15 protein-coding genes are annotated in these 13539 nt (G+C 44.1%); 7 read left to right on the top strand and 8 right to left on the bottom strand.

Annotated features, from left to right (window positions below):
• Positions 1-843, bottom strand: coding sequence for a formate transporter FocA (focA, locus tag AB6E51_RS01170; protein WP_372058806.1), 843 nt, complete (start codon positions 841-843; stop codon positions 1-3).
• A gap of 362 nt (positions 844-1205) precedes the next feature.
• The gene (locus AB6E51_RS01165) at positions 1206-2513 is read right to left on the bottom strand and encodes an ATPase (protein ID WP_102332943.1); all 1308 of its coding nucleotides are present in this window, start codon (positions 2511-2513) and stop codon (positions 1206-1208) included.
• Positions 2514-2770: 257 nt separating this feature from the next.
• On the opposite strand from AB6E51_RS01165, the gene AB6E51_RS01160 reads away from it, so the two are divergent.
• From AB6E51_RS01160 to AB6E51_RS01150, 3 genes are all read left to right on the top strand, one after another.
• Positions 2771-3001, top strand: coding sequence for a TIGR02647 family protein (locus AB6E51_RS01160; protein WP_017060280.1), 231 nt, complete (start codon positions 2771-2773; stop codon positions 2999-3001).
• 114 nt (positions 3002-3115) lie between these two features.
• Positions 3116-3970: an NAD(P)H-binding protein gene (locus AB6E51_RS01155; RefSeq protein WP_371724993.1), complete on the top strand. Its 855-nt coding sequence runs from the start codon at positions 3116-3118 to the stop codon at positions 3968-3970.
• On the top strand, positions 3963-4628 hold the full coding sequence (locus AB6E51_RS01150; RefSeq protein ID WP_372058804.1) for a YdcF family protein: 666 nt from the start codon (positions 3963-3965) through the stop codon (positions 4626-4628). Before AB6E51_RS01155 ends, AB6E51_RS01150 begins: the two co-directional genes overlap by 8 nt.
• Before the next feature lie 149 nt (positions 4629-4777).
• Here the strand turns inward: AB6E51_RS01150 and AB6E51_RS01145 are convergent, their stop codons facing one another.
• Together AB6E51_RS01145 and cysS are read right to left on the bottom strand one after the other, a co-directional pair.
• Positions 4778-5356 carry a thymidine kinase gene (locus tag AB6E51_RS01145; protein ID WP_017060277.1) on the bottom strand — a complete coding sequence of 193 codons (579 nt, stop codon included), beginning with the start codon at positions 5354-5356 and terminating at the stop codon, positions 4778-4780.
• A 98-nt stretch (positions 5357-5454) separates the two neighbouring features.
• Positions 5455-6840 carry a cysteine--tRNA ligase gene (gene cysS / locus AB6E51_RS01140; RefSeq protein WP_372058803.1) on the bottom strand — a complete coding sequence of 462 codons (1386 nt, stop codon included), beginning with the start codon at positions 6838-6840 and terminating at the stop codon, positions 5455-5457.
• A gap of 365 nt (positions 6841-7205) precedes the next feature.
• On the opposite strand from cysS, the gene AB6E51_RS01135 reads away from it, so the two are divergent.
• The 4 genes from AB6E51_RS01135 (at position 7206) to AB6E51_RS01120 (ending at position 10502) form a co-directional block, all read left to right on the top strand.
• On the top strand, positions 7206-7700 hold the full coding sequence (locus AB6E51_RS01135; protein WP_017060275.1) for a peptidylprolyl isomerase: 495 nt from the start codon (positions 7206-7208) through the stop codon (positions 7698-7700).
• A gap of 77 nt (positions 7701-7777) precedes the next feature.
• A complete protein-coding gene (gene lpxH, locus AB6E51_RS01130) occupies positions 7778-8512 on the top strand; it encodes a UDP-2,3-diacylglucosamine diphosphatase (protein WP_017060274.1) in 735 nt (244 codons plus the stop codon).
• Positions 8513-8635: 123 nt separating this feature from the next.
• Positions 8636-9853 (top strand): EAL and HDOD domain-containing protein, encoded by a 1218-nt coding sequence (locus AB6E51_RS01125; protein ID WP_029235542.1) that lies wholly within the window; start codon positions 8636-8638, stop codon positions 9851-9853.
• A 136-nt stretch (positions 9854-9989) separates the two neighbouring features.
• Positions 9990-10502 carry a YchJ family protein gene (locus AB6E51_RS01120; protein WP_372058802.1) on the top strand — a complete coding sequence of 171 codons (513 nt, stop codon included), beginning with the start codon at positions 9990-9992 and terminating at the stop codon, positions 10500-10502.
• Between the two features lie 233 nt (positions 10503-10735).
• On the opposite strand, the gene hisIE is transcribed toward AB6E51_RS01120, so the two are convergent.
• The 4 genes from hisIE to hisH are packed head-to-tail and all read right to left on the bottom strand — an operon-like array spanning position 10736 to position 13533.
• The gene (hisIE, locus tag AB6E51_RS01115) at positions 10736-11386 is read right to left on the bottom strand and encodes a bifunctional phosphoribosyl-AMP cyclohydrolase/phosphoribosyl-ATP diphosphatase HisIE (RefSeq protein ID WP_017060271.1); all 651 of its coding nucleotides are present in this window, start codon (positions 11384-11386) and stop codon (positions 10736-10738) included.
• A complete protein-coding gene (hisF, locus tag AB6E51_RS01110) occupies positions 11383-12156 on the bottom strand; it encodes an imidazole glycerol phosphate synthase subunit HisF (RefSeq protein WP_017060270.1) in 774 nt (257 codons plus the stop codon). Before hisF ends, hisIE begins: the two co-directional genes overlap by 4 nt.
• Complete coding sequence (gene hisA / locus AB6E51_RS01105; RefSeq protein WP_017067391.1) at positions 12138-12875, bottom strand: 1-(5-phosphoribosyl)-5-[(5-phosphoribosylamino)methylideneamino]imidazole-4-carboxamide isomerase; 738 nt, start codon at positions 12873-12875, stop codon at positions 12138-12140. Before hisA ends, hisF begins: the two co-directional genes overlap by 19 nt.
• A gap of 43 nt (positions 12876-12918) precedes the next feature.
• A complete protein-coding gene (hisH, locus tag AB6E51_RS01100) occupies positions 12919-13533 on the bottom strand; it encodes an imidazole glycerol phosphate synthase subunit HisH (RefSeq protein WP_017060268.1) in 615 nt (204 codons plus the stop codon).
• Between the last annotated feature and the right edge of the window lie 6 nt (positions 13534-13539).

The following is a 13539-nucleotide window of genomic DNA, read 5'->3' as shown; positions in this document are numbered from 1 at the left end:
TTAATCGCGTAAATAAATCAACCAATACCACATGCCAACAAAGATACCGCCGCCGATGATGTTACCGATAGTAACGGGCAGCAAGTTGTTCATCAGAAAGTCCATCATGTTTAGGTCAACATAGTCTGCTGGATTAGCCCCTGTCATTGTCCAGAATTCAGTTGGAGCAAATGTTTTGATACCGATAGCTAAAGGAACTTGGAACATATTCGCAATACAGTGCTCAAAGCCCGATGATACAAACATCGCGACAGGTAAAATCAGTACTGCAATTTTGTCAGTCAGTGTTCGTCCACTAAACGTCATCCATACCGCGATACAAACCAATACGTTACACATGATGCCAAGCGCGATAGCTTGGATAAAACCATGGTGCATTTTGTGCTGAGAGATGGCCATGGCATTCAAACCCACTTGCCCACGGTCGAACATGTACTGTTTAGTCAGAAGCATGCATGCCACTAGCAATAAAGCACCAATAAGGTTACCGATATAAACGGTCGCCCAGTTCTTTACTAGGGTTCCCCAGCTAATCTTGCCACTTGCACGAGCAACAAGAGTGAGCACCGAACTGGTAAATAGTTCACCGCCAGTAACAACAACGAGGATTAGGCCCAAGCTAAATGCAAGGCCACCTAGGACGCGAGTAATACCCCAAGGTAAATCACCAGCGCCAGTGGTTACAATTGTGTAGAACACAAACGCAATACCGATATGTATGCCAGCTGAAATCGCTAGGAGAAAAGATTTGGTTGGATCTTTGGTTGCTTTACCTACGCCAATATCTGCAGCGCGCTCAGCCATTTGTGGCGGTAATAATGAGTCAAATTGGTTTAGATTCATGATGATTTACATTTTGAAACATGTTGTCGGGAGCGCGATAATCCTCTCTTTCATTTCTGAATTCAAGAGCTATTTGGGACTCAAAATACCTCCCACAACCTTGTGGAAAGGAAATAGCCCAAGTTATTCAAAATTCATACGACTTTAGTAGTAAAAAGAAAACTATGCTGAATGATTAGTTATCAGCATAGAAAATAACACATCTATAAATATCAACAAGTTACGTTAAAAATAAAAGAATAACGTACACTAAAATGGCTCACAGAGCGCTTTTATTTCTAGATTTTGACATAGATCAACAGAACGTAAAAAAGCGCCCTAAGGCGCTTTTAACTCAATCACAAATAAAGAAATTAGTGATGCTAAACCGAAGGTTCAATCACTTCTTCTGATGATTGTTCTAGGGTTGAATCCTCTAGAGTAGATTCAACAGCTGGGGACATCACATCAGAGTCACTTTCGTTGGCCACTTTGCCACCTAAGCTTTTCAAACTATCCACTAACTCTTCTAAGCTTTTAATGTGAGCATCACTCTTGGTAATCTGCTCACCGAGCAACTCACTGTGCTTGGTCGCTTCAACCAATTTCTGTGTTTGTTTCTGATTCTCACTTTCTAACTTAGCGAGTCGTTCAGTCAAAGTTTTAATCTCTGACTTTAATGACGCCGTCATGTCTGAGCCTTTCAGCGCTTTAACACTCGCTACAATTTTTTGAGACTGAAGGCGCAATACAACATCACGGTGATCTTCATCATTAACCACTTGTGAAATGCTCAGCAACTGATTCTCTGCATTCAAAACCGATTGTTCGAACTTGTCGCCTTTTACACTCGCGAGCACTTTTACTTCATGAGCGACACTGCGCACGTGGTTCAACTCAAACTCCGCAGCGTGTACCGCATCTTCAATGATCGACTTTTCACGGGGACTGGCTTTGACTTGGCTTTCTGCCAAAGCAATTTGAGATGCTGCTTTAGCAAACGTCAGTGGAGCAACGTCATCGAAATCTTCATCTTCCAAGAACTCTAATTCGTTCTTCAAAGGTTCGATGTATTTCTTATGTGCCACTTTAACTTCTAGTAAGCGAGCATTGTTAAGAAATTCCACCTGCGCTTCTTGAGCGTCTTCAAGCTCATCGACCAGAACATACTCAAACAACTCGCTGTATTCTGAATACAAACGTTTGTAGCTCGAGGTAAACATGGTATCTGCGCCAAGAAACTTCAGGTAATCCATTTGGACAATCGAATCCGCGAGTACTCGATCAGCCTTCTTCTTTAACACTAAGATCGAGTCATAGTTTGATTTGATCAAAGCGATTTTTTCATCGAAGGCTTCAGCGTAAGTTAGGCTCGAAAAAATGGAGTAACTCTTGGTTATCCGAGTTTCGTCTTTAAGTAAGTCCGCATAAATGCTTTCAGCATCATCCCATGCGTCTAATAGTTCATTGTAATTCTCTGGTGCATAGAGAGACAATTGAGCATGGTCTTCAAGCTTAACTTCCCATTCGGAGTAAACGCTTTGGACAGACTGAAATGAACGGACCTCTATTGTCGATTCATTATTGTTGTTTGTGGTTTGGTTCGCGTCTGTCTGCTCTGAGGGTGTACTTTGACAACCTGAGATAGCAAATAGCATACTGATCGTTAATGCTACTTTGTTCGCTCTCACTTATGCATATCCTTTTTATACAATATTCGCTCAATGCAAATTATTTCTAGTCACAATATATTACAACCACTTAGCAATAAACATCACTGATGATTTAAGTGGGTGCAAATCACCCAATATAACCAAAATAAACTCATCACTCGATGATTAATCAATCAATTTGGTATCACTTATCAATTCTCTTTATTTGCTATTGCCTGAGCCGAGAATGCGCACTAAGGTGAAGGTAGAGAACGTTATGAATATATAGGTCAATTATGAAGTACAACGCTGAACATATTGCTGATTTAAACCTCCTTCTTCAATTTGATGTAAGTAGTGCAGCTACTGGAATTAAAGTCCATCAAGAGGCAGCTCAAGAAACTCAAGACGCTGTTAAGCGCCTATTCGAAAAAAACCTTTGTACTCAGCCAGACGGCGGTTACCTAACAGATGAAGGTATCGAGATGGCAGAGCGCGCAGACAAGCTTCTTCGCGTACTAAACTAAAGCTCCATTGTTCTAGTAAAAACTCCACTTGCTTCGGCCGTGGAGTTTTTTCATTTTTGGGCAAAGCTTTGTTAGGCTTATTGTAAATTCGTCATTTGCAGTTGTGAGGAACACATGGCTTCTATATTTATTGTCGGTGCAGGATGGGTAGGTGTACCTTTATCTGAACATTTAGAAAAACATGGTAACCGAGTAGTGGTCACGAAAACGACCCAAGCGGGAGCAGATGCCATTGGTAGCGAACAAATTCCATGTGAAGTGTTTAGCTTTGATTCATCCGATCCACAACAAACTATCGGGCGACTCTATTCATTGTTACTCGAAAACAACACTGAAATTGTGATTGGCAGCTTCCCTCCTGGCTTTAGAAAAGGAGCAGGACAAGAGTATGCCGACTACTGGCAGCAACTCACCAATGCATGCCAAAAGGCCAACATTAAAAAGCTCATTATGGTTAGTTCAACTACGGTATACCCAACTAAGCCGGGTGTGCTGAACGAGCTGGATGCATCACTCCCCCTTTCGACCTCAGATAACGAGCACGCGTCTTTATTTTCCGATAACGCACGAATCATGCTGCAAGCTGAACAGTCAGTGATTGATTCCGGTATCGACTACACCATTCTTCGCTTTAGTGGCTTAATCGGCCCAAGCCGTCACCCATCACGCTTCGCAAGCAAGTTAAAACAAGTCAGCACTCAAGCTCCAGCCAACATGCTGCACCTTGATGATGCAATTGGTGCTGTCGATTTCGCTATCAGTCAACTGCACAATGAAATAGTTAACGTGACCACACCAAATACAGTCAGTAAGGCGGAGTTTTATGCCGCGGCACTGAAAAGCGCCAACAGCAGTGAGCCTCTGCCCGCTGTTGTTGATACCCCAGACAAGTTAATCTCTTCGAAGAAGATTCTCGACTTAGGTTATTCATTTAAATTCGAATCCACACTGGACGCACTTCATGACTGAACAATCTATTGCTAACAAAAATCCCAACATAAAACTGCATCGCTCAGTCGACACCCTTTGGAACTTTATGTCGATGGGTCACAAGGTTACGCCTTCCGACTGTATCTTTGTATTGTGTAGCAACGATACTCGCGTAGCTGAATATGCAGCCGAGCTTTATCACCAACAGATCGCGCCTTACATCGTTTTTTCTGGCGGTGTGGGGCGCTTTACCGAAAGAAGCTTTGAACGCTCAGAAGCAGAAACATTCGCTTCTATCGCACGGGATTGTGGCGTGCCTGACTCTGACATTATCATAGAGAAACACGCAACAAATACTGGGGAAAATGTACGATTCACTCATAAGTTGCTGACAGAAAAAGGGTTATCGCCGAAGAGGCTAACCTTAGTTCAGAAGCCCTTCATGGAGAAACGTACCTACGCAACCTTCAGTAAACAATGGCCTGACGAAACTTCCGAGATTACCGTGACGTCGCGATGGCAAACTTGGGATGATTACTTTAACGAAGAGTTGCCGTTAGATATGGTGTTAGGCGCATTAATTGCTGATTACGAGCGAATCAAATCCTACCCAGAGAAAGGCTTTCAGATTGAGATGCCGATCCCCGACGACGTTGACCACGCCTATCAAGCATTGAAGAAGCTCGGTTTCGAATAAGCAAAAGTTAGACTTTGAACAAAGTAAAAGCTCGGCAGGAAATAAAACAAAAGCTCGGCTTGGAAGAAAGCAAAACACAGGCCCAATAAACAAAAACGGTGACACTTGGTCACCGTTTTTCGTTCTTTCGCGTTAGCAAATAGAGCTGCTTATTTACCTAACGCTTCTTTGTAGTGCAGACGGCAAACAGAAACGTATTTGTCGTTACCGCCAATAGCCACTTGGTCGCCCTCAGCAATCGCCACACCGTGCTCGTCGGTACGAATTACCATGTTCGCTTTACGGCCACAGTGACAAATTGTTTTAAGCTCAACAAGTTTATCTGCCCAAGACAGTAAGTAACGGCTACCTTCAAACAGTTCACCCAGGAAATCGGTACGTAGGCCGTAACAAAGTACAGGGATGTGCAGCTTATCAACCACTTCTGTTAATTGGTACACCTGCTCCTTCGATAAAAATTGGCACTCATCGATCAAAACACAATGACGCTTTTCTTCCTCATTGAGCTTTTTGATCGCATCAAACATGTTGGTGTCATTTTTAAACAGCTGAGCTTCAGATTGCAGACCAATTCGTGAGCTCACTTTACCGATACCATAGCGATCGTCCAAAGCTGCCGTAAAGATCACTGGCGTCATGCCACGTTCTTGGTAGTTGAATGAAGATTGAAGAAGCGTTGTTGATTTACCCGCATTCATTGCCGAGTAATAAAAATACATCTGAGCCACAGAAATATTCCTGTTAATTAAAAGTTGAAGATAGAAAAGGTGAAAATAGAGAATTCGTGCTAGAAAAAAGGGCTGAAAATCAGCCCTTTTTATAAGATTTACTTACGACGCCAAGTCGTACCTTCTGGGCCATCTTCCAGAACAATACCCAACTCGTTTAGCTTATCACGTGCAAGGTCGGCATTTGCCCAATCCTTTGAAGCACGAGAGTCGTTACGCAGTTTGATCAACGCTTCGATTTCAGCCACTTCGTCGTCGTTACCTGCCGCATCACCTTGTAGGAAGGCTTCTGGCTCTTGGTGAAGAATACCGATGATGTCTGCTAGTTCACGCATCAATGCACCCAGTCCGCTTGCTTTTTCAATGCTTTCAGGCTTGATACGGTTGATTTCACGAGCCATTTCAAACAGTACTGAATAAGCTTCAGGTGTGTTGAAATCATCGTTCATCGCTGTAGAGAATCGAGTCACGTACTCTTCGCCACCGGCAGGAGCGGCTGTAAGGTCTAGGCCACGAAGTGACGTGTATAGACGCTCTAGTGATGCGCGAGCTTGGTTTAGGTTATCTTCGCTGTAGTTTAGCTGGCTACGGTAGTGACCAGACATTAGGAAGTAACGTACCGTTTCAGCATCGTAATGTGCTAGCACGTCACGGATAGTGAAGAAGTTACCCAGTGATTTAGACATCTTCTCTTTGTCTACCATCACCATACCACTGTGCATCCAAGTATTTACATACTGAGTGCCGTGCGCGCAGCAAGACTGTGCGATTTCGTTTTCGTGGTGAGGGAACTGCAGATCTGAACCACCACCGTGGATATCGAAGTGGTTACCAAGAATAGACGAGTTCATTGCTGAACATTCGATGTGCCAACCTGGACGACCCGGCCCCCATGGCGATTCCCACGTCGGCTCACCAGGCTTAGACATCTTCCAAAGAACAAAGTCTAACGGGCTACGTTTTGCAGAATCGATGTCAACACGAGCACCCGCTTGAAGCTGCTCAAGATCTTGCTTAGAAAGCTTACCGTATTCGTCAAACTTCTTAACTTCGAACATCACGTCACCGTTGCTTGCAACGTAAGCAAAGCCACGTTGAATTAGCTTTTCTACTAACTCAATGATCTCTGTGATGAATTCAGTCGCACGAGGCTCGACATCTGGGCGTTTCATGTTCAATGCATCGAAGTCCGCGTGCATTTCACCGATCAGACGCTCAGTCAGAGAGTCACAAGACTCGCCGTTTTCATTAGCGCGCTTGATGATTTTGTCATCGATATCAGTGATATTACGAACGAAATTCAAATCGTAACCAAGGTAACGCAGGTAACGAGTTACCACGTCAAATGAAACGAACGTACGGCCATGACCAATATGACAGAGATCGTATATGGTTACCCCACAGACATACATACCGACTTTGCCAGCTGTAATTGGTTTGAATTCCTCTTTCTGTCTTGTGAGCGTGTTATATATCTTCAGCATGATCTCTATCTATTTTATGGATTAATCAAAATAAGCTCGCAGTATAACAAGTCATACCTTAATAGGTAATCCCTAAAAGCAGGAATTATACCAATCACGGTAAGTAGATGGTCATAAATAGCGCAGAAAAAATGCTTGAGAACAAGGAAGCTCTTTTCGACAAAAAGTTTCGATAAGTAGTTATTCTACATTCAAAATTTCTAACGACGTTATCAAGTGTTTTAACAAGCTAGGATGGCCAGTTATTTACTACGATTGGTATTACCTCAAACATCCGAGTTAAGTTAATGATTTGGTGATTTGAAAGTCTGCCAACATGCGCTAGAATTCGAACTTCATATTAAAAAGACAGTAAGGTAACAATCATGATCATCCTTCACACAAATTTTGGTGATATCAAAGTTCAACTTAACGAAGAAAAAGCACCAGAAACAAGCGCAAACTTTCTACAGTATTGCCGTGACGGTTTCTACGACAACACACTATTCCACCGTGTTATCGATGGTTTCATGATTCAAGGCGGCGGCATGACTTCTGGCCTTAAAGAAAAGGCAACTCGTGCAACGATCAAGAACGAAGCAAACAACGGTCTAGCGAACAAAGTTGGTACGCTAGCAATGGCTCGTACTATGGAACCGCATTCAGCCAGCTCTCAGTTCTTCATCAACGTTAACGACAACTCTTTCCTAAACTTCCGTAGCGAAAGCCTAGACGGTTGGGGCTACTGTGTATTCGCAGAAGTTGTTGAAGGCATGGACATCGTAAACAAGATTAAAGGTGTTAGCACTGGTTCTATGGGTATGCACCAAGATGTACCTCTAGAAGAAGTGATCATCACTGGTACTACAATCGAAGCTTAATTCATCGCTTTCGGTTAGTATTGATGAGCCGATAAAATCAGGATATAGGGAGCGAATCGCTCCCTTTTTTTAGACCTATGAAAACATATTTTATATCAGATCTGCACCTTTCTCCGTCACGAGAAGACATCACAGACTGCTTCTTAACCTTTATGAAGAAAGAAGCCGTAGAAGCGGATGCACTTTACGTATTAGGTGACCTTTTCGAATTCTGGATTGGTGACGATGATAAGAGTGAATTCGCGACTTCTATCCGCCAAGCGTTTATCGACTTAGTGAAAACAGGCGTGCCTTGTTACTTTACTCAAGGGAACCGCGACTTCTTAGTCGGCAAAAAATTTGCTAAGCAAACGGGCGTACAACTTCTCGACGAAGTTTCTACGATCGATATCTACGGGCAAAAAGCGGTAGTATTGCATGGAGACACTCTATGTACTGAAGATGTAAAGTACCTCGCCTTTCGCGAAAAAGTGCATCAGCCATGGTTACAATGGGTCTTCAACCGAATTCCATTTTTCATCAAGAAGAAAATTGTTTCAAAGGTTCAATCAGATATCAAAGATGACAAGCAGACCAAGTCTCTCGACATCATGGATGTGACACAGCAAGAAGTCGAAGATGTGATGGAACGAAACAATGTCGATCTGATGATCCACGGCCATACTCACCGCCCAGACATCCATACATTTAATGCTAACAATTGCACTAAAACCCGTATCGTACTTGGCGATTGGTATACGCAAGGCTCAGTGCTGGTGTTCACGCCGCAAAGTTTTGAACTACAGAATCGAGCGTTTAGCAATAGCTTTTAACATAACGCTTAAACTTTCACTTTGATTATTATTGTCGGTCAGACTTTCTTAGAAAGTGTATGGTAATTTCTAGTGAATTAGCTATTATCTCTCTACCAGAAATAAACCGAACACAGTACCAAGTTGAAATATTCATACGTAGCGCGTCAACCAATACTCGACACAGGCAAGAAAACCATAGGTTACGAGTTGCTATTCAGGGATGGTCCTAAGAACACTTTCCCTGAAGTAGAGCCGGAGCTCGCTACTAGCCGTTTGCTTTCCGATCACTTCTTATCGACCCACTATAATACGTTGGGTGATAAGCTTGGGTTCGTGAACTTCCCATATGCAAGCCTAATCAACTTAGTCCCTACTCTGTTCCCCAAAGAAAGCCTCGTTGTTGAGGTTCTTGAAGACTGCGAACCAACAGACGAATTACTTGAAGCAATCAAAACCATCTTTGACGCGGGTTATACCATTGCGCTAGACGACTTTGTGCCAAGTAAAGCTTGGAAGCGCTTCTTACCCTACGTTTCAATTATCAAGTTCGATATCCGTTTGACGCCAATTGCCAAAGCAGCGATGTTTATGAACTCTCTCAAAGGGCTAGATATCAAGTTCCTTGCTGAGAAAGTAGAAACGTACGAAGAATACCAAGAAGCGAAAAAAGCAGGCTTCACCTACTTTCAAGGTTATTTCTTTAGCAAGCCAGAGATGATCCAAACGCGTGCGCTCAACCCGGCATTCCTGACGACCGTTCAGCTGTTAAAAGAGATTGCGCACGACCCTATCGACTTTGGTGAAGTAGAGCGTTTAATTACGCTCGATGTGACCATGTCGTATAAGCTACTTACCTACGTAAACTCCGCTGGCGGTTCACCAACAACGATTCGTTCATTCCGCCAAGCGCTTATTTACCTTGGTGAACAGAAACTGCGTAAGTTCGTTTCACTGGTGGCTATCGCATCCGCGAAAGAAGATAAGCCGGACTCACTTTATGGCTTAGCGGTAATACGCGCACGTCAGTGTGAACTCTTGGTTGAGAAGATGAATGTTAAGGTTGAGCCTGGACAAGCCTTTTTGACCGGTATGTTCTCTCTGTTGGACTCACTCTTTGACCAACCATTGAAACAAGTACTCGATTCAGTGCCGATCGACATCGAGATCAAACAAGCCTTGATTCAACGTAAAGGCGTGTTAGGTGCTGTATTGGCGATGGTGGTTGCGTATGAGCAAGCTCGTTGGGAAGAAGCGACTCGTATTCGCCAGCTTCTCAAACTGAGTGAAGCTCAACTTGGTCAAGCTTATGACGAAGCGACGACTTGGGCTCAAGAGCTATTGTCTCCAGCCTTGAAATAGTAAACTTCGCGCTAACACTTTGATAATTTCAATAACTTCAACAGAAACTAAACTTTGGTGAGCGATCGTTTCTTGGTAAACTCCCACGCATTCACTTATGGCCTCTTAATAGAGGCCATTTTTACAGGATCTGACTATGTCTTTATGCCCATGCGGTAGCAAAAATACTTACCAACAGTGCTGTGAATCAGCGCACCTTCACCACAGTGCTGTTGAAACGCCTGAACAGTTGATGCGCTCTCGTTATTCAGCGCACGTGTTGGGTTTAGTTGACTATGTTGTTGCGACTTACCACCCTAGCTGCAACGCAGAAGCGCAAAGAGAAGGTATTGCCGAATCTATCAACAGTGATTGGGCAGGACTAGAAGTCATCGATACTGCGGTAGGCTCGCACCAAGACGAAGGCTTTGTTGAGTTTAAAGCTTACTTCAATGAAGAAGGCGCACAATACTGCATGCAAGAACGCTCTCGCTTTATACGTGAAGACGGTCTTTGGTACTACATTGATGGTACCTTCCCAGAGCAGGAACAAACTACACAACCAGAAATTGACCCACGCTTAAATCAAACCGTTGAGAGCTTTAAAATCGGCCGTAATGATCCGTGTATTTGTGGCAGTGGTAAGAAAGACAAGAAGTGCTGCGGGTAACTCGTTCGACTAAGAAGTCAGATTAAGAGAAGAGATTCCTGATGTCGCTTAGGCTCCTCGGAATGACGCAAAGTCAGAGGTTAGAAAAGTGACGTAGGGCTTAGAAATCTTGAAATCTTGAAATCTTGAAATCTTGAAAATTAAAAAATTAAAAAACTAAAAAGCCCCGTAAACATGTTTGTTTGCGGGGCTTTTGTCTGTCTTTTACGCGGTTCTATTAATCTAAAGAGAGCTTACTTATGACGCTCTTTCAGCTTATTTACCACATCATCCATCGATAAGCCTTGGTCTTGAAGAAGAACCATTAGGTGGTAAATCAAATCTGCTGATTCACACACTAACTCCGCCTTATCGCCCGACGTCGCCGCAAGCGCGACTTCAACGCCTTCTTCGCCCACTTTTTGCGAAATACGCTTGGTGCCACGGGCATATAGACTGGCAGTATAAGAAGATTCAGGATCGGCGTCCTTGCGGGCAGCCAATAGCTGCTCAAGCTGATGAAGCCACACCATCTGAGACTCTTCTTGCTTGTCTCCATCCCAACACGTTGTTGTACCTGTGTGGCACGTTGGACCAATGGGATTAACTTTAACCAGTAAGGTGTCGCTGTCACAGTCCAAGGCGATGTTTTGCAGTTGCAATACATTGCCCGACGTTTCACCTTTCGTCCAAAGACGCTCTTTTGTGCGAGAGAAAAACGTCACATTGCCAGTTTCACCCGTTTTCTCAAGTGCGGCTGGGTTCATGTATCCCATCATTAGCACTTGGCTTGACTGGTAATCTTGAACAATCGCTGGCACTAAGCCATCTACTTTTTCCCAGTTAATACGCTCTGACAATGCGCCTACTTCTGTTTTTGATAAGCTTACGGGTTCAAAACTCATAGTCGCACCTCTACATCTTGTTGTTTTAAATACTGTTTAAGTTCACCAATATTGATGACTTGTTTGTGGAATACCGAAGCCGCAAGTGCTCCATCCACGTTGGTCTTTTTATAAGCTTCAGCAAAGTGCTCCATTGCACCAGCGCCACCAGAGGCAATCAATGGCACATTACACACTTCACGCACCATGTTTAACTGATCGATATCATAGCCGTTACGAACGCCATCTTGGTTCATCATGTTTAACACAATCTCACCTGCGCCACGCTTCTGTACTTCCTGCACCCAATCTTTGGTTTCCCATTTGGTTGCTTTAGTACGCGCTTCATCGCCTGTAAATTGGTAAACCTGATATTTACCGGTTTCTTTGTCGAAGTATGAATCGATACCGACAACGATACACTGAACGCCAAACTTATCAGCAAGGTCAGTAATCAGCTGTGGATTAGCCAATGCCGGTGAGTTGATTGACACTTTATCCGCACCAAACTCAAGGATGCGCGCTGCATCTTCTGCTGATTTAATACCACCAGCGACACAGAAAGGGATATCGATCACTTCAGCTACGCGTTTCACCCAGCTTTTATCGACCACACGGCCATCACTTGATGCGGTGATGTCATAAAATACCAATTCATCGGCGCCCTCTTCTGCATAGCGTTGTGCTAGCGGAACGATGTCACCAATAATTTCGTGGTTACGGAACTGAACGCCCTTAACCACTTGTCCGTCACGGACATCCAAACAAGGGATTATGCGCTTTGCCAACATGCAAATGCCTCCTCTGCGGTAAACTTGCCATCAAGTAGTGCACGACCCACAATCACACCCGCAACACCGCTGCCTTTTAGCGCTTCGATATCAGCTAGGCTGCCAATGCCGCCCGATGATTGGAATTGCACTTGTGGGTACTGCTTACAAAGATCAACATAGAGCTCTACGTTTGATCCTTCTAGCGTGCCATCGCGTGAAATATCGGTACACAGCACGTGTTTAAGGCCAACCGTGAGGTAGTCTTCAATCAGCGCTTCAATGGTCACACCTGAATCTTCTTGCCAACCTGAAATCGCCACTTTACGTATGCCGCTTTCGTCAATATTGATGTCCAGAGCCAGCACGATTTTTTCCGCGCCGTACTTCTCCATCCAACCTTTCACCAACTCAGGTTGCTTAACGGCTGTAGAACCGACCACAACGCGCTGTGCGCCAGCTTCTAGCAGATCAACGACATCTTGTTCGTTACGCACGCCACCACCAATCTGGATGTTCGCAGGCGTGCTAGCAAGGAGCTTAGCAATCAAGTCTAACTGACGAGCCGTTGTGTCTTTTGCGCCCGTTAAGTCAACAAGGTGCAGCCAGCCAGCGCCAGCTTGGTGGTACAGATTAAACTGCTCTGCTGGGTCTACTTTGTATTCTGTTACTTGCCCGTAGTCTCCTTGGAATAAGCGAACTACTTGGCCTTCAATTAAATCTAACGCGGGAATAATCATTTACATTCCTTATATGGCAACGTTAGCCGCTGCCTAATCCTTATTACAATTCCAAGAAGTTCTGAATCAGCTTAGAGCCAGCTTTCGAAGATCGCTCTGGGTGGAACTGAACACCATAATAATTGCCACTTTGAACCGCCGCAGTGAACGGATTACCGTAATCACATTGTGCGATTGTGTAGTCGCCCACTGGCATTGCGAAGCTATGAACAAAGTAGAAGTATTCGCCTTCTTCAATGTCTTTAAATAGAGGATGATTAGGTGTTGCCGTTACGGTGTTCCAACCCATGTGTGGTAATGGCAAGTCGCCCGTTTCAAGTAAACGAACTTCACCATCACACAAACCTAGGCATTCAACTAACTCATCAGCCTTTTGACCTTTCTCTTGAGACAGTTTGCCTAACAGCTGCATACCTAGACAGATACCCAGCAGAGGCTTCTCAACTTGCTTGACAAGGGTAACAAGGTCACGCTCTTGCAGGTTCTTCATTGCCTCACTTGCTGTACCTACACCGGGTAGGAATAGCTTGTCGGCAGCAAGAACCACTTCTGGTTCTTTTGAAATTTCAACTGCGTAGCCCAAACGTTCAATCGCAAACTTCACCGATGAAACGTTGGCACAACCAGTATCAATAATAACGACTTTTTGCTCTTTCATACCGAA

The sequence above is a fragment of the Vibrio sp. 10N.247.311.47 genome (assembly GCF_041467535.1).
GTDB classification, from domain to species: Bacteria; Pseudomonadota; Gammaproteobacteria; order Enterobacterales; family Vibrionaceae; genus Vibrio; species Vibrio crassostreae_C.
Note: the sequence above shows the minus strand (reverse complement) of the source record. Positions and strands in the feature narration are given on the sequence as shown.

Excerpts from the sequence above, each read along its gene's own strand:
- focA (WP_372058806.1), bottom strand. The coding sequence starts at position 843 with ATGAATCTAAACCAATTTGACTCATTATTACCGCCACAAATGGCTGAG.
- AB6E51_RS01160 (WP_017060280.1), top strand. The coding sequence starts at position 2,771 with ATGAAGTACAACGCTGAACATATTGCTGATTTAAACCTCCTTCTTCAA.
- AB6E51_RS01155 (WP_371724993.1), top strand. The coding sequence starts at position 3,116 with ATGGCTTCTATATTTATTGTCGGTGCAGGATGGGTAGGTGTACCTTTA.
- AB6E51_RS01150 (WP_372058804.1), top strand. The coding sequence starts at position 3,963 with ATGACTGAACAATCTATTGCTAACAAAAATCCCAACATAAAACTGCAT.
- cysS (WP_372058803.1), bottom strand. The coding sequence starts at position 6,840 with ATGCTGAAGATATATAACACGCTCACAAGACAGAAAGAGGAATTCAAA.
- AB6E51_RS01135 (WP_017060275.1), top strand. The coding sequence starts at position 7,206 with ATGATCATCCTTCACACAAATTTTGGTGATATCAAAGTTCAACTTAAC.
- lpxH (WP_017060274.1), top strand. The coding sequence starts at position 7,778 with ATGAAAACATATTTTATATCAGATCTGCACCTTTCTCCGTCACGAGAA.
- AB6E51_RS01120 (WP_372058802.1), top strand. The coding sequence starts at position 9,990 with ATGTCTTTATGCCCATGCGGTAGCAAAAATACTTACCAACAGTGCTGT.
- hisIE (WP_017060271.1), bottom strand. The coding sequence starts at position 11,386 with ATGAGTTTTGAACCCGTAAGCTTATCAAAAACAGAAGTAGGCGCATTG.
- hisF (WP_017060270.1), bottom strand. The coding sequence starts at position 12,156 with ATGTTGGCAAAGCGCATAATCCCTTGTTTGGATGTCCGTGACGGACAA.
- hisA (WP_017067391.1), bottom strand. The coding sequence starts at position 12,875 with ATGATTATTCCCGCGTTAGATTTAATTGAAGGCCAAGTAGTTCGCTTA.
- hisH (WP_017060268.1), bottom strand. The coding sequence starts at position 13,533 with ATGAAAGAGCAAAAAGTCGTTATTATTGATACTGGTTGTGCCAACGTT.